This window comes from Arthrobacter sp. BK1 (assembly GCF_056680055.1).
In genome coordinates this window covers 1,255,892-1,271,012 of the sequence record NZ_CM155263.1, presented here as the reverse complement: position 1 = coordinate 1,271,012, position 15,121 = coordinate 1,255,892, and the positions used below count along the sequence as shown (strand labels likewise).

Annotated in this window: 13 protein-coding genes; 10 read left to right on the top strand and 3 right to left on the bottom strand. The window is 67.1% G+C overall.

The window, feature by feature from the left end:
* Positions 1-337: 337 nt before the first annotated feature.
* Genes AC1MCA_RS05600 through AC1MCA_RS05585 form a run of 4 tightly spaced genes read left to right on the top strand, consistent with a single transcriptional unit; the run spans position 338 to position 4,855 of the window.
* Positions 338-1,750 (top strand): ABC transporter substrate-binding protein, encoded by a 1,413-nt coding sequence (locus tag AC1MCA_RS05600; protein ID WP_479801776.1) that lies wholly within the window; start codon positions 338-340, stop codon positions 1,748-1,750.
* Complete coding sequence (locus AC1MCA_RS05595; protein WP_479801775.1) at positions 1,747-2,748, top strand: carbohydrate ABC transporter permease; 1,002 nt, start codon at positions 1,747-1,749, stop codon at positions 2,746-2,748. Before AC1MCA_RS05600 ends, AC1MCA_RS05595 begins: the two co-directional genes overlap by 4 nt.
* Positions 2,748-3,677, top strand: coding sequence for a carbohydrate ABC transporter permease (locus AC1MCA_RS05590; RefSeq protein WP_479801773.1), 930 nt, complete (start codon positions 2,748-2,750; stop codon positions 3,675-3,677). The genes AC1MCA_RS05595 and AC1MCA_RS05590 overlap by 1 nt, the downstream gene beginning before the upstream one ends.
* Positions 3,677-4,855 (top strand): MGH1-like glycoside hydrolase domain-containing protein, encoded by a 1,179-nt coding sequence (locus AC1MCA_RS05585; RefSeq protein ID WP_479801771.1) that lies wholly within the window; start codon positions 3,677-3,679, stop codon positions 4,853-4,855. Before AC1MCA_RS05590 ends, AC1MCA_RS05585 begins: the two co-directional genes overlap by 1 nt.
* Here AC1MCA_RS05585 and AC1MCA_RS05580 read toward each other — a convergent pair.
* Positions 4,836-5,399 carry an SGNH/GDSL hydrolase family protein gene (locus AC1MCA_RS05580; protein WP_479803294.1) on the bottom strand — a complete coding sequence of 188 codons (564 nt, stop codon included), beginning with the start codon at positions 5,397-5,399 and terminating at the stop codon, positions 4,836-4,838. The two genes, AC1MCA_RS05585 and AC1MCA_RS05580, sit on opposite strands and share 20 nt — an antisense overlap.
* A gap of 115 nt (positions 5,400-5,514) precedes the next feature.
* On the opposite strand from AC1MCA_RS05580, the gene AC1MCA_RS05575 reads away from it, so the two are divergent.
* Positions 5,515-7,317: a class I mannose-6-phosphate isomerase gene (locus tag AC1MCA_RS05575; RefSeq protein WP_479801769.1), complete on the top strand. Its 1,803-nt coding sequence runs from the start codon at positions 5,515-5,517 to the stop codon at positions 7,315-7,317.
* On the opposite strand, the gene AC1MCA_RS05570 is transcribed toward AC1MCA_RS05575, so the two are convergent.
* Complete coding sequence (locus AC1MCA_RS05570; protein WP_479801767.1) at positions 7,314-8,354, bottom strand: ROK family protein; 1,041 nt, start codon at positions 8,352-8,354, stop codon at positions 7,314-7,316. The two genes, AC1MCA_RS05575 and AC1MCA_RS05570, sit on opposite strands and share 4 nt — an antisense overlap.
* Before the next feature lie 2 nt (positions 8,355-8,356).
* The gene (locus AC1MCA_RS05565; protein WP_479801765.1) at positions 8,357-9,367 is read right to left on the bottom strand and encodes a Gfo/Idh/MocA family protein; all 1,011 of its coding nucleotides are present in this window, start codon (positions 9,365-9,367) and stop codon (positions 8,357-8,359) included.
* 124 nt (positions 9,368-9,491) lie between these two features.
* Here AC1MCA_RS05565 and AC1MCA_RS05560 point away from each other — a divergent pair, with 124 nt between their 5' ends.
* From AC1MCA_RS05560 to AC1MCA_RS05540, 5 genes are all read left to right on the top strand, one after another.
* Positions 9,492-10,556 carry a zinc-dependent alcohol dehydrogenase gene (locus AC1MCA_RS05560; protein ID WP_479801764.1) on the top strand — a complete coding sequence of 355 codons (1,065 nt, stop codon included), beginning with the start codon at positions 9,492-9,494 and terminating at the stop codon, positions 10,554-10,556.
* A complete protein-coding gene (locus tag AC1MCA_RS05555; RefSeq protein ID WP_479801762.1) occupies positions 10,553-11,350 on the top strand; it encodes a sugar phosphate isomerase/epimerase family protein in 798 nt (265 codons plus the stop codon). The genes AC1MCA_RS05560 and AC1MCA_RS05555 overlap by 4 nt, the downstream gene beginning before the upstream one ends.
* Positions 11,347-12,732, top strand: a complete 1,386-nt coding sequence (locus AC1MCA_RS05550; RefSeq protein ID WP_479801760.1) for an MGH1-like glycoside hydrolase domain-containing protein — start codon at positions 11,347-11,349, stop codon at positions 12,730-12,732. Before AC1MCA_RS05555 ends, AC1MCA_RS05550 begins: the two co-directional genes overlap by 4 nt.
* Positions 12,729-14,660 (top strand): glycogen debranching N-terminal domain-containing protein, encoded by a 1,932-nt coding sequence (locus AC1MCA_RS05545; protein ID WP_479801758.1) that lies wholly within the window; start codon positions 12,729-12,731, stop codon positions 14,658-14,660. The genes AC1MCA_RS05550 and AC1MCA_RS05545 overlap by 4 nt, the downstream gene beginning before the upstream one ends.
* A gap of 73 nt (positions 14,661-14,733) precedes the next feature.
* Entirely contained in the window at positions 14,734-15,090 is a 357-nt protein-coding gene (locus AC1MCA_RS05540) for a GNAT family N-acetyltransferase (RefSeq protein WP_108597697.1), read from the top strand.
* Positions 15,091-15,121: the final 31 nt, after the last annotated feature.

Here is a 15,121-nt window from a genome sequence, read left to right as displayed (position 1 = left end):
CGGATCAGATGGAGGACATCCCCTGGCCCCACGTACATCTACGGCTCCTACTGTTGAAAGGCACTTTTGCAATCCTAGGTGCTCCGCCGGTCTACAGGGCATAACCTGCAGGCGCTCGTGTCGAATGACTCTGCAGCTAATGCTAGACAGCTAGGCAACATTTGGATAGCCTTTAGGCACAAGTCCCGGCTTTGTGACGACGCTCACGGCTTGGGAAGTTCGCCTGCACTTTTCTGCCGGCCCGGCCGAGGTGGTCCGGGACAGGCCGAAACGGGGGGCGGAGGACGAACGACGTGGCGCCGGATCCGGGGCCGCCTAAGACAGGAGCAACGAAGTGATGAGAACCAGAGACCGGTCAGTCGCCGTCATTGCCGCGGCTTCGCTGACCATGGCGATGCTGGCTGGCTGCAGTTCCAATGAAGGCTCGAATGACGGTTCAACCCAGGGCGCTGATGCCCAGGAAATCACTGTCTGGACCGCGGACACGCTGCCCGATCGCGTAGCCAAGACCCAGGAAATCATCGCGAAGTTCACCTCCGCCACCGGCGTCAAGGTCGAGTTGGTGGGTGTGCCGGAAGACCAGTTCAACCAGGTCCTGACCTCCTCCGCCGCAGCGGGGGACCTCCCGGACGTCATCGGCTCCATCTCGCTGGCGCAGGTCCGCACCCTGGCCGCCAACGACCTGGTGGACTCGGGCACCAACAAGGCCATCATCGACAGCCTGGGCGAAGGCACCTTTACCGAGCGGGCGCTGGAACTGACGCGCGACGGCGACCAGCAACTGTCCGTCCCGGACTCCTCGTGGCAGCAGCTTCTCTACTACCGCAAGGACCTCTTCGACAAGGCCGGGATCGCGGCGCCGAAGACCTACGACGACATCAAGGCGGCAGCCCAGAAGCTGGACACCCCGCAGCTCGCCGGCCTGGCCGCAGCCAACAAGCCCGGCGAGGCGTTCACCCAGCAGACCTTCGAGCACATTGCCCAGGGCAACGGCTGCGAAATGGTCAACGACCAGGGTGACATCACGTTCGACAGCCCCGAGTGCGTGGGGGCACTGACCTTCTACCGCGACATGCTGACCGAATACTCCGTCCCGGGCGCCCAGGACGTGGACACGGTCCGCGCTTCCTACTTTGCGGGACAGGCTGCCATGGCCATTTGGTCCACCTTCATCCTGGATGAGATGGCCGGCCTGCGCGACAACGCCAAGCCCACCTGCCCGGAGTGCGTAGCCGATCCGGCCTTCCTCGCCAAGAACACCGGAGTCGTGACGGGCATCCAGGGCCCGGACGGTGACCAGCCCGCCCAGTTCGGCGAGATCGTCTCCTGGACTGTCACCAAGGAGTCGGCCTCGGAATCCGCGAAGAAGTTCGTGGAGTACTTCATGACCGACGGCTACGTTGACTGGCTGTCCATCGCCCCTGAAGGCCGGCTTCCGGTCCGCGCCGGAACAGAGGCCAACCCCACCGAGTACGCAGACAAGTGGAAAACCATGCCTGCCGGTGTGGACCGCAAGGAACCGCTGGGCAACTTCTACACGGAGGATGTCCTTTCCATCCTGGAGAAGGGTCCGGATGACCTGAAGCGCTGGGGCATCACCCAGGGCCAGGGCGACCTGGTGGGTGCGGCCCTGGGCGAATTGCCCATCGCCAAGGCCGTCAGTGACGTGACCTCCGGCGGCGTCGATCCCGCAACGGCTGCCAAGCAGGCCGCGGAATCCCTCAAGTCCATTCAGGGTTCGCTGAAGTGAGTTCGGTCAAAAAGGACGTTCCTGCCGGGCCGGCGGCATCAGCCGCCGGCCCGCGGGGGCGCCGCAAGCTTTCACCGATGGCCAGGGAGGAACAGCGGGCGGGTTTCACCCTGCTTTCGCCCACGCTGATCCTGGTGGTGGTCATGGTGGTCCTGCCCATCCTGTGGACACTGGTGCTGGCTTTCCAGCGGGTCCGGATCCTGAACATCCGGACGGCAGGGATTTTCGGTCCCTACACCCTGGACAACTTCAACAATGTGTTCTCGCCGAGCTTCTTCACATCTCTGAGCACCACGCTGGCATACTCCATCTTCGGTACGGCAGGTGCCATCGCACTGGGGCTGATTGCGGCCCTGGCGCTCCGGAAACCGTTCAAAGGCAGGACACTGATCCGCGCGTCCATGCTGATCCCGTACGTCTCACCCATCGTGGCAGTGACGTTCACCTGGACCACCATGCTGGACCCGCAGTTCGGGCTGGTTAACCACTGGGGCAAGACGTTCTTCGGCTGGGAGGAGTCCATCCCCTTCCTGAGCGAGCGTGCCAGGGAGGTCTCCTTCCTGGGGCTGAACTTCGAGATGCCCACAGCCCTGATCGCCGTCATCCTGTTCGAAATGTGGCGGTCCTTCCCGTTTGCCTTCCTGTTCCTCACCGCCCGGATCAACGCGATTCCGGACAGCCTGGAGGAAGCGGCACGGGTGGACGGCGCAACACCGATCCAGCGCTTCTTCCACATCATCCTGCCGCAGCTGCTTCCCACCATCGCCATGCTGTCCGTCCTCCGGTTCATCTGGACGTTCAACAGTTTCGATGACATCTACCTGCTCACCGGCGGCGGTGGCGGCACCGAAGTGGTGGCCGTGACGGTCTTCAACTTCCTGACCGCCCGCGGCGACATCGGCGCAGCCTCGGCACAGGCACTGGTCCTGGCCGTTATCCTCGGCCTGCTGGTGGGCATCTACATTCGGTTCTTTGGCAAGAAAGAGGAGGTCTCCTGATGGCGATTCCCGTCGAAACCAGACGCCCGGCCTCCCCGCCCCGGCCGCCGGAGGGGTCCCGCTGGACGCGCGACGTCGTCGAGACCCGGATCTTTGGTGTGCTCCGCTGGGTGGTGATCGTGGGCCTGGTGCTGGTCACCCTGTTCCCGTTCTACTACATGTTCATCCTCAGCATCCGGCCGCTGGACTCCCTGCTGCGCGATCCCGGCTCGCTGGTCATTCCGTTCGCCGAACTGGACTGGAGTTCCTACCAGAACATCCTGACGCCACAGGAAAACGGCGGGCAGGGCTTCCTGAAATTCATGGGCAACAGTGCTTTGGTAGCACTGGGGACTGTGCTGATCTCGCTGATCGTGGCCATTCCTGGCTCCTACGCCATCAGCCGGCTGAACTTCTCCGGCCGCCGCCAGGTCAGCGCCCTGTTCCTGGCGGTCTACCTGTTCCCCAGCATCCTGCTGGCCATCCCGCTGTTCACGTTCTTCACCCGGCTGGGCCTGCGGGGCCAACTGGTAGCGCTGCTCATTGTGTACGTGGCCCAGGTCATCCCGGTCACCATCTACATGCTGCGCAACTACTTCGACACCATCCCCACCAGCCTGGAGGAAGCGGCAGCCCTGGACGGCTGCAGCAGGCTCGGTGTGCTGCGCCGCATCAGCCTGCCGCTGGCCATGCCGGCCATTATCTCCAACGCCCTGTTCGTGTTCATGATCGCGTGGAACGAATTCCTGTTCGCCCTGCTGTTCCTGGTCAATACCCGGCCCAACTGGACCGTCTCTCTGGGCCTGTCGCAGCTGGCCGGCAGCATCGAAGTACCCACCACCGTGCTGATGGCGGGCTCGGTGATCCTCACCCTGCCCATCATCATCATCTTCTTCGCCTCCGAGCGGCTCCTCACCGAAGGGCTGACTGCCGGAGCGGAGAAAGGCTGATGGTATCAAGCCCTGCGGACATTGCCGGTGCACTCATCGGCAGCGTCCGCATGCTTATGGAGGAGCATTGGCGCCCGGACCATGGCTACTCGGTTCCCAACCCGGGCACCTACCCGCACCTCTGGCTGTGGGACAGCTGCTTCCACGCCATCACCTGGGCCGCGCTCGGGGATCCACGTGCCGCCCAGGAGCTCGACGCCGTCCTGGCCGGGCAGCTGGACAACGGCATGGTGCCGCACATGCGTTACGGCGGCGCCGGCCCGGACACCTGGCTGGGCCCGCTGACCAGGACGTCCTCACTGACTCAACCGCCCATGTTCGGGCACGCCGCCCGTGTGCTGTCCGACGCCGGCATTCCCCTTTCCGACGCAACCCTCGCTAAAGCGAAAGCGGGCCTGGACTGGTTGTGGCGGGAACGCCGGACCCCGGACGGACTCATGTACGTGATCCACCCGTGGGAGGCCGGCAATGACCACGCCCCGCGCTGGGACGATTGGGGAGCCCCGGGCCGGACCAAGGAGGGCTACAGCCGCCCCTCCCGAACGGCCTGGAACAAGGAGCGCATGAAGGAAATCTCTTTCGACGGCGACGGCTCAGCCAAGTGGTCCACCAGCTTCGTGGCGTGCCCGGCAGCCTTCAATGCCTACACCGCATTCAACTTCCGGGAACTCGCCGCAGTCACCGGGGATGCGACCCTGGAAGAACGGGCCACCGAACTGGCGGCTGCCATGGACGAGCACCTGTGGGACCGCGGGGAGCAGCTCTGGTCAGACCAGGCGGTGGTGGGAGGCGGGGCGTCGGTCCGGATTCCCATCAGCGATGGCGTGATGGGCGCCCTGGTCACCGCGGACGAAAGCAAGGCCAAAGCAGCCCTCGCCCAGCTGGCGGACCCGTCCCGGTTCGGTGCGGAGTTCGGTCCCGCCAACGTGTCCCGGGAACACCCCGCCTACGATCCCGACATGTACTGGCGCGGCCCTGCCTGGCCGCCGCTGAACTATCTCTTCCAGCAGGCCTACCGGCGCCTGGGCATGGAGCACGAGGCCACGGCGCTCGCCGAACTCACTGCGAAAGGCGCCGCTACCAGCGGCTGGGCAGAATATTGGAACCCTGACAACGGGCACGGCCTCGGCGCCGTCCCCCAGACGTGGGCGGGCCTTGTCATTGCCATGCAGCACTAGCAGCCGCGACGGCGGCGCGCGCCAGGCAGCGGTGGCCGGCATCGTTCGGATGCACCGTGTCCTCGTCCAGCATGGTGCCGGCGTCCCACCCGGCAGGCTCAACCACCACCACCTGCGGGAAGCCCGCGGCCACCCGGCGCAGTTCACGGTTGTAGCTGTCCACCAGAGCGTTCGAACCCTGATGGTGCGGGGCATGGAGGCTGAAATCCAACAGTCGGGGCTGGGCGAGGGCCACCACCCAGGCGCCGGGGGAGGCCTGCCTAAAGGCACTGAAAATCGTCGCCAAGGCATCGGCGTACGCCTGTTGGGCCGACGCCGATTCCCCGCCCAGGCGGAGATCGTTCAGTCCCGTCATGAGCAGGTAGAGGCTGGCCGCCGGGGGAGGATCAGCCCGGACCAGCGCCGCCGTCCCGGTGCTGCTGGTGCCGCCCACGCCGCGGTTATCCAGCTCCAGGTCCAGCCCGGCTGCCACCAGCGCTGCCATGGAGGCCGCTGCGGTGGAGGCGCCGTCGCCGTCCACCCACGAGTGCCCGTAGGCCACCATCCGCCGCACTGCGGCACCTGCCCTTCTCCTGTTCGACCGTGCGGTTGCAGCCCAACCTTGGGTTCACCCCGCTTAGTGATTGCACGCTACCAAAACAAACCCGGATCGGAAGACCATGAGCCACATTCCTCCCAGCCGCTACGACAAATTCCCCACCGTCACCGTCCCGGGCAGCCCGCGGGCCTGGTCCGGCCAGGACGCCTGGCAGGAGATCGCCCGCGGCGGGCGGCAGGCCATCGTGGTGGATACCTACCCGGGCGTGAAGCTGGATGAGCTGCTGGAATGCATCGGCCAGGCACTGCCCGGCCACCGGGTCCTCAACATTGAAGAGCTCGCGGCGCGGCCTATCGCCGAGATCGACGCCCTGATCGCCGCCAACCTCACGGACGACCGCGTCTTCGGCGTCATCAGCCACCACACCCTCGCCGACTTTTACGATCCGCAAAGGCTGGCCGACCTCGGCCGCCAGGTGGCGGCGTTGGAGGTTCCCGTAGTCCTGGTGGGCTGGGGAGCCGCGCTGGTGCCGCTTCCGGAACGGACCTTGGTCCTGGCCGACATGGCGCGCTGGGAGCTGCAGCAGCGCCAGCGGGCCGGCGCCCCGAACTGGCGCTGCCACAACACCAACGAGGACAACCTGCGCAAGTACAAGCGGAGTTTTTTCGTGGAGTGGCGCGTGGCGGACCGGCACAAGCGGCAGCTGTTTCCCGCCGTCGACTACGTCCTGGATACCAACCGCAGCGTCGCCGAGGGGAAACTCATCACCGGCGACACGTTCCACCGGGGAATGGCGGCTGCCGCTGCCGCGCCGTTCCGGGTGGTGCCGTTCTTCGATCCCGGCGTGTGGGGCGGGCAGTGGATGAAAAAGGTGATCGGCCTCGATGCCGGGGCGGACAACTACGCCTGGTGCTTCGACTGTGTGCCTGAGGAGAACAGCATCCTGCTCGACGTCGGCGGGGACATTGTGGAGCTGCCGTCAGTGGACGTGGTGTTCACCCAGCCCGCGGCGCTCCTGGGGCCGCAGACCTATGCACGGTTCGGCGCCGAGTTCCCCATCCGCTTCGATTTCCTGGACACTATGGAGGGCGGCAACCTGTCCCTGCAGGTGCACCCCCTGACGGACTACATCCAGGACCGTTTCGGCATGCACTACACCCAGGACGAGAGCTATTACCTCCTGGACGCCGGACCGGACGCCGTGGTCTATCTCGGTCTGAAGACCGGTACGGAACCGGACGCCATGGTGGCGGCTTTGAGGGAAGCGTCCGACGGCGGCACGCACTTTCCGGCGGAGGATTACGTTAACGCCTTCCCGGCTAAAAAGCATGACCATTTCTCGATCCCTGCCGGCACGGTCCACGCGTCGGGGGCCAACTCGATGGTGCTCGAAATCTCCGCGACGCCCTACATCTTCACCTTCAAGATGTGGGACTGGGACCGCGTGGGACTGGACGGCCGGCCCCGGCCCATCCACGTGGAGCACGCCAGCCGCAACATCCAGTGGGACCGCACCACGGAATGGGCACACGAGCAGCTGCTGGACCAGGTGGAGCAGCTGGGCTCCGGGCCGGGCTGGACCGAGGAACGCACCGGGCTGCACGAACTGGAGTTCATCGAGGTCCGCCGGCACTGGTTCACGGACGTGGTGGACCACCACACCCACGGCACTGTGAACGTGCTGAACCTGGTGGAGGGCGCCGAAGCCGTGGTGGAAAGCCCGGACGGCAGTTTTGAACCGTTTGTGGTCAGCTACGCGGAGACGTTCATCATTCCGGCCTCCGTTGGCCCGTATACGATCCGGCCGCACGGCCCCGGGGCAGGACAGAAGCTTGCCACGGTCAAAGCCTCCGTGCGCGGGACCGAAACCGCGTTGCCGGCCAGTGTGGTGGAGGCCCCGGCGTCACGGCTCGCCGATGGCTAGGGGTCAGTGGCGGCACGCTGTGCCCGGAAGGCTGCGCCGATCAGCCCAGCCTCTTCGGTCCGCTCCGCCTTCCGGATAGGCAGCGCCGCCAGCCGTGGTGCCACCGCGGCGAGGCCTCTCCGGATGGCAGGTTCCACGATGTCCCATGACGCCGCCATCGATCCGCCGACGATCAGGAGTTCCGCGCCGAACCGCTGAAGGTACGGCCCGGTGGCCTCCCCGACTGCCGCGAGGGCAGCCTCGAGCACCGCCGCTGCCAGGGCATCGCCGGCCCTGGAGGCCTCGGCTATTTCGCGCACGTCCGGGGTGGCGGCGTCGGGATCCGCGGCGGGATCCCAAGTGGCCGGGCTATCACTGACGGCGGCGTGATGTCTGACATCGGCAGCGGCTGCGGCGTAGGCGCGGCGGATGGCCCGGCGGGACACGGTGTCCTCGAGTGGGCGTCCGCGGAATTCCAGGCGGTAGCAGTGGCCGTCGGGTGGAACGTCAGCGCCGGTCCTGACGGGGACGCCGTCGGCCAGGAACACCGAACCAACGCCCGTCCCGAGGGTGATGCATACGGCGCGGCGTCTCCCTCCTGCGGCGCCGAGGACGAATTCGCCGATCCCGAAGGCGTCGGCGTCGTTGAGGAAGGTGATGCTGCGGGGCTCCATGCTCAGCCTTTGTGCCAGTCCTGCCCGGACATCCACGCCCAGGAGCTGGTCGAACTTGCCCACATCCTCGTAACGGGCGATTCCGGTCAGGTAGTCGAACGGCCCGGGCAGTGCCACCCCCCATTGGCCGTTGTGGGCTTCGCCGAGCGCGTCTGCTGCTGCGGCGATGGCGTCGAGCAGTGAGGCAGCGGACCCTTGGGCGTCAAGGCCGCGGCGGACCACGCTGCCCGCCACAACCCGCCATCCGCCGTGCCCGGGCCTCGCACCCTCGCCCTCGGGACCCTGAACCTTGGAACCCTGGACTGCCGGACCCTGAACCAGGGCAGCCGTGACGTGCGTGCCGCCGATCTCCAGCACGGGTGTGGGCAGCCCCTGATCGCTCAATTTCAGCCGCCCGCCAGGAGCCCGGCCACGCTGACCAGCCGTTGTTCACGGAAGGAGAGGGCGGCGGCCTCAACCAGGGCCTGGAGGTAGAGGGCCCGCTCCACATCCACGGTGACGGCTGTGCCAAGCCGGACGGCGTCGGCGAACTCCCTGCGAAGCACCGGCCAGCATTCGGAGTGGTCCATGCCTTCGGTGCTGTAGTCCAGGCTGCCCGCGGACGAGTACAGGCTGAGCGTCGTCCGGGCCGCCGGCAGCCTGACGGAGCCGGACAGGGATGCCTGGCCGGTGGCTCCGCCGCTGTGGAAAGTGGTGAGGGCTGCATACTGTTTGCTGCCGTTGGCGCGGACGGCTTCGATCGGCCCCGCGGCGAGGTCCATGAGGTCCAGCAGGTGCGGGCCCAGATCGTACAGCGCACCGAACTCGTCCCGCCAGCTCTGAGCACCGTGAGCGCCCCGGCCGGATTGATCGGCCCGGCCGCTACGGCCGCCAGGTGCCACAAAGCCGCCAGCCAGGAAGCCGCCATGCAGGTAGGTTCCGGTCACCCCGAGCACGGCGCCCTGACTGCGGAGTTCCGCCGCGGCCGCAAGGAAGGTGCGGGTGCGTTGGTGGTAACGCTTGGTGAGTACGACGGCGTTCGCCACACCGTTGCGGCGGACGGCCTCAGCGACGGCTGTTGCCTGCTGAAGCGAAGCACCGAGCGGCTTCTCGAGCAGCAGGGCGAGCCCGGCGTCTGCCGCCCGTGGCGCGAGTTCGGCCTGGACGGGCGGCGGTACGGCGAAGTCCACAGCTTCGCACGATGCCAGGAGTTCCTCGAACGTGCCGAAGGCCGGTACTCCGTGCTCCGCGGCCAGTGCCGCCGCGGTACTTCCGCTGGCGGACCAGATGCCGGCGAGTTCGGTATCGGCCCCCGCACTGTGCAGCGGCGCATGCATGGTGGCGGCCCACTGGCCGGCCCCCACCAACCCCACCTTCACAGGAGGGTATGCGGCACGGGAAGAGGCGTCGGAGGGCATGTGATGAAGATACTGCAGATTATGCCCAAAGTCTATACATAAGTGGGCTAGTGGTTGTGCTAATGTCATGTACATCACTTTTTGATACCCACAACAATCCCTCCGTCAAAAGGACCGATCCCAAGTGTCCCGCTTCCTCCGCATCGCGGCGCCGCGCAGTGTCGCCGTGATTGACCAGCCGTCCGTCCCGCTCGAAGCAGGCCAGGCCCGCGTGCGGACCATGTATTCGGGCATTTCAGCGGGGACCGAGCTCACCGCGTACCGCGGCACCAACCCCTACCTGACCTCCGTCTGGGATCCCGCGTCGCGGCTTTTCGCCCCGGGCACCGAGGCCCTCGGCTATCCGCTGGATGGCTGGGGATACTCCGAGGTGGGCGAAGTGGTGGAGCTGGCACCACCGAACGGCGACAGTGCAGCGGACCCCGTGGCCGATGCTCCGGTCCAGGTAGGCGACATCGTCTGGGGGATCTGGGGCCACCGCGACGAAGGCATCCTGGCAGCGGAATCCCTCCGGGGCCATGTGCTTCCGGAGGGGATGGATCCCCTCGCCGGCGCGTTCGTCCGGGTCGGCGCGATCGCCCTTAGCGCCGTGCTCGCTGCGGACCTGGGCCCGGGCTCCACGGTTGCCATCTTCGGACAAGGCGTCATCGGCCTGCTTGCCACGCGTTTCGCTGTCCTTAACGGCGCGAAGGTGATCGCCGTGGACGGGATCGCGGCCCGCCGCCGTCGTGCGCTGGAATGGGGCGCCCTTCATGCCCTCAGCCCGGTTCCCGAGCTTGCAGGAGACATCCGCCGGATCACCGGAGGCGCCGGCGTCGACGTTGCCATCGAACTCAGCGGCAACTACCGGGCCCTCCACGAAGCCACCCGCGCCGTGGGGGCCGACGGCACGGTCATCGCGGCCGGCTTCTACCAGGGCGAAGCGGCCGGTGTCCGGTTCGGCGAGGAGTTCCACCACAACCGGGTGCAGCTCCTGGCCTCCCAGATCGGCTCCGTCCCCAACAGGCTCCGGTCCCGCTGGACCGTTCCGCGGCTGCAGCAGACCGTGGTGGACCACCTGGCCGACGGGCGCGTGAACGCTCCCGCGCTGGTGACCCACACCTTTTCCCTGGCAGATGCCGCCAAAGCCTATGAGCTCCTGGATACGGACGCTGAATCCGCGCTCCAGGTTGTATTGGAGTTCCCATGACCCTCATTACCGTCCAGGAGCAGCACCTGCCGGGCACCAGCCTGGAGGAAAAGTTCGAACACGCCCTGGCCTGGGGCTACGACGGGATCGAACTCCGCTCCGCCGGCGACCTGAATTTCAAAGCCCGGCTGCCCGAACTCCGCCGGGCACGGAATGCCGGCGTCATCATGCCCACCGCCTGTGTGGACATGACGCACTTCGTGGGTGCGTTTGACAGTGAGTTGCGGAAGGACGCCGTGGTCCAGTTGAAGTCGCAGCTGAGCGTGATGGCCGAAATCGAGGGCCGCGGCGTGATGACACCTGCCTCCTACGGCATGTTCTCCAAACGGCTGCCGCCCTTCATCCCTCCCCGCACCGCAGACGAGGACACCGCCGTCCTGATGGAAGCGTTCAGCGAACTGGGCGAGCATGCGGCCGCCGAAGGCGTGGAAATCTACCTGGAGCCTTTGAACCGCTATGAGGACCATATGATCAACACCCTCGCCGACGGCGTGCGGTTGCTGAAGCTCGTGGGCCAGGACTCCGTGCGCCTGGCTCCGGACACCTATCACATGAACATCGAGGAAAGTGATCCGGCCGCGGCGCTCCAGGACGCTGCCGGCTACATCGGCCACGTCCAGGCCAGCGATTCGAACCGCCTCGAACCCGGTGCCGGAAACATCGACTGGGCCCTGTTCGGCGCCACCCTGAAATCCATCGGCTACCAGGGGACCGTCGCCCTCGAGTCCCGGCTTTCAGGACCGGCGGAGGACGTCCTGCCCCGGGTGCCGTCCCTCCTGGGGCGGTACCTGTGACGGCCGCTGGGGCGTCCGACGGCGGGACCGCCCTCGGCGCGACGCTCACTGGCGGTTCGGCCGACGTCGGGACCTCCAACGGCGGCCATCCCGTGACGGCGGCGCTGATCGCCGCCCGTTCCACGGCAGTGCTTGAGGCCAACTGGCGCAAGACCCACACGGTTCCCGCGGCCGGCCTGTATCCGCACCAGTGGAGCTGGGATTCTTCCTTCATCGCGATGGGCCTGCGCCGGGTCTCACCGCGCCGTGCCGGCCAGGAAATGGATGCCCTCTTCGCCGGCCAGTGGGACGACGGCAGGCTGCCGCAGATCATCTTCGATCCGCACCGCGACCAGGATTATGCGCCCGGAGCGTCGTTCTGGCAGTCACGGAGCATCCCCGGGTCACCCCGGCACGCGGAGACCGCCGGGCTGGTGCAGCCGCCCAACCACGCCTGGGCCGTCTGGAAAATCCACCAGGCGGACCCCGCAGAGTCACGCCGCCGGTCCTTTCTGGAGCGGAGCTATCCCAAACTGGTGCGCTGGCACGAATACCTTTCCGGCCGGCGTGACCGGGGCGGCTCAGGGCTGGCCTGCATTGTGCACCCCTGGGAATCCGGCACGGACAATTCCCCCCTGTGGGACACCGTGATGACGCGGGTCCCGGCAGACTGCAAAACCGTCCTGAACCGTCCTGACCTCCAGCACGCGGACGCGGGGGAGCGGCCCAGCCAGAAGGAGTACGGCAAGTACTTCTGGATGGCTGAACGCTACCGGGACCACGGCTGCGACGACGCCGATCCGGACTACCCCTTCCTGCTGGAAGATCCCATGTTCAACACCCTGCTCGCGGTGTCCGAGCTGGCCCTGGCGGACATCGCCGCCGAACTGGGCCTGCCTGGCGAAGCGCACGCGGAGCGCGCGACGCGGATCACGGAAGCGTTGGAAGCCCTGTATGTGCCGGAGCTGGGCTGCTATTCCGCGCGGGACGTCACCGACGGAACCGTGGTCCCGAAGGCAACCATCAATGGCCTCATTCCGCTGCTGCTGCCGGATCACGCGCACACCGACCAGCTGCTGGAAACCCTCAATGGGCCCCGCTTTATGGACGGCCGTGCCCTGATGGTGCCCAGCTACGACGCCACCGCCGAGGACCACAACCCGGCCCTTTACTGGCGCGGCCCGGCCTGGTTCAACATGTCCTGGATGGTGTCCGAGGCGCTGGAGCGGCTGGGACGGACCGGGCAGGCGGAGTTCCTCCGCGGCAACATCGGCCGGCTCGCCGCACAGCACGATTTCCCTGAATACGTCGACCCCTGGACCGGAGCGGCACACGGCACACGCAGCTTCAGCTGGACCGCCGCCCTTGCCCTTGAAACCACCTACCACCGGAGCGCCCCGTGACCGCCATTGCACCCCCATCAGCAGTCTCTGTATTGGTAGCCCATGGGGCGATGATGCGCGGAGCGGCCGACGGAAGCGTGGGCCGCACTGACGCGCCCGCCCAGGGAACCGAAGGCCTGTACGTGGCGGACACCCGGCTCCTGTCCCGCTGGATCCTGGAGATCAGCGATTCCACGTTCTGGGACGTGGGCAGCGTCCGCGAACCCGGCCGCCGCAACACCGCCCTCAGCCCGGCCGCCCGGCGGAACCAGACCCACGATCTGTTCGTGTTCCGCACGCAGGAACTCGACGCCGCCGGCCTCACAGAAACGCTCCGCATCCGGAACCTCGGACTGGAAACCATCAGCGCACGGCTGGTCCTGCGGGCCGGCACCGACTTCGCGGACCAGTTCACCGTCCGCACCGACGGCCGGGTCTTCGATCTCAGCGGCGCGGCAAGCAGCCTTGACGTGCTCGACGACGGCTCGCTGGCGTTCGGCTACGCGCACACTTTCCGGGACCGCACCTTTGAGGCCGGAGTCCGGCTGGCGGCGAGCATCCCGCCGTCGGTCCGCCGCGAACCCGACGACGGGCGCTTCGTCGGCGCTGAACTCTCCTGGGAGCTGCCCGTGGCCGCCGGCGAAACGCAGACGCTGACCATCTCAGCCGGTTCCACCAGCGCGCAGGCACGGCGGCCGGTTCCCGCCGCCGTCGGGCGTTCCGGGACCGGACCGGCAGGCAACGCGCTGGCAGGCGCCGGCCTGACCGGCAACGGGCTGACCGCCCTCGCACGCCAGAGCCTCATTGACCTTGATTCGCTGCTGATGCCCTGTCCTGTCAAGCCCGAGCTGATCATTCCGGCCGCGGGCCTGCCCTGGTTCCTGACGCTGTTCGGCCGCGATTCGCTGCTGACATGCATGCTGACACGAAAGGAAGCCCCGCAACTGCTGGGCGATGTCCTCCGGGCCCTGGCGGCAACCCAGGGAACCGTGGATGATCCGGCCCGCGTGGAGCAGCCCGGAAAGATCGTCCATGAGGTGCGGATCAGTGAACTCGCCCAGCTGGGCGCCGTGCCATACGGCCGGTACTACGGCACCGTTGATTCCACGCCGCTGTTCCTGATGGCGCTGGGACACGTGGAAGACGCCGCGCTCATCAAGGAAATGGAGGCGCCGGCACGCGCTGCCGTCGAGTGGATCCTCGGAGACGGCGGCCTGAAGGAGACAGGCTTTGTGCGGTACACGCCGGATCCCGCCGGGTTGCTGCACCAGGGCTGGAAGGATTCATTCGATGCCGTCGCAGGGGCCGACGGAACGCAGCCGGAGGGTGCCATTGCCCTCGCCGAGGTCCAGGGCTACACGTGGCGCGGCCTCCGCGAATGCGCCCGCCTGGCCGAGGAGCAGTGGGGCGACCAGGCGTGGGCCGACACGCTTTACGGGCTCGCGGACGAACTGAAAGCACGCTTCCGGGACGCTTTCTGGATGGCGGACCGGAATTTTCCCGCCCTGGCCGTTGACGGGCAGGGCCGCCAGGTCGACGCGCTGGCCTCCAACTCCGGACACCTCCTCTGGGCCGGGATCCTCGATGCCGCCGACGCCCGTGCAGTGGCCAACCGGCTGCTGCAGGACGATTTTTTCACCGGCTGGGGGATCCGTACGCTCGCGGAAGGCCAGCACTATTACCACCCGATGTCCTATCACAACGGCTCGGTCTGGCCCCATGACACCATGCTGGCCTCGGAGGGAATGGCGGCCTACGGGCTGACCGACCAGGCCCGGACCGTCGCGGAAGGGATCCGGGATGCCGCCGCCCACTTCGGCAACAGCCTGCCGGAACTGTTCGGCGGATTCTCCCGGACGGACTTCCCCGTGCCGGTCAAGTACCACCACGCCGGCTCCCCGCAGGCGTGGGCGGCCGCTGCCGGCCTGACCGCCGTCCGCCACGCGTAGGCGGCCGCCGGCTGTGGTCCACCGTGCGGAGTCCCGTATTAGGCTGGCAGGAGCAGCTACCCAGGAGATCCCCATGACTGAATCCACCATCCGGCACAACCCGGCGCGCGAGCGCTTCGAAGTGCTCGTGGCCGGAAAGGCGATCGGCAAGGCGGCGTACAAAACGTACGACGGCGGCGCCGCACCCCAGCGGATTTTCTACCACACCGTGATCAACGAGGAATACGGCGGCCAGGGCCTTGCCGGGAAGCTGGCCGCTGCCGCCCTCGATGACACCGTGGAAGCCGGGCTGGGGATCGTGCCGGTGTGCCCGTTCATCAAGAAATTCCTGGTCAAGCACCCGGAGTACTCGGGCAGCACCGTGGCCATCACTCCGGCGCACCTGCAGTTCCTGGAGGATTCGCTGGCGTCCCGGGCCGCCAAGGCCTGAGGGCCGCGCGGGTTCACGAAGTCGCTGTCCG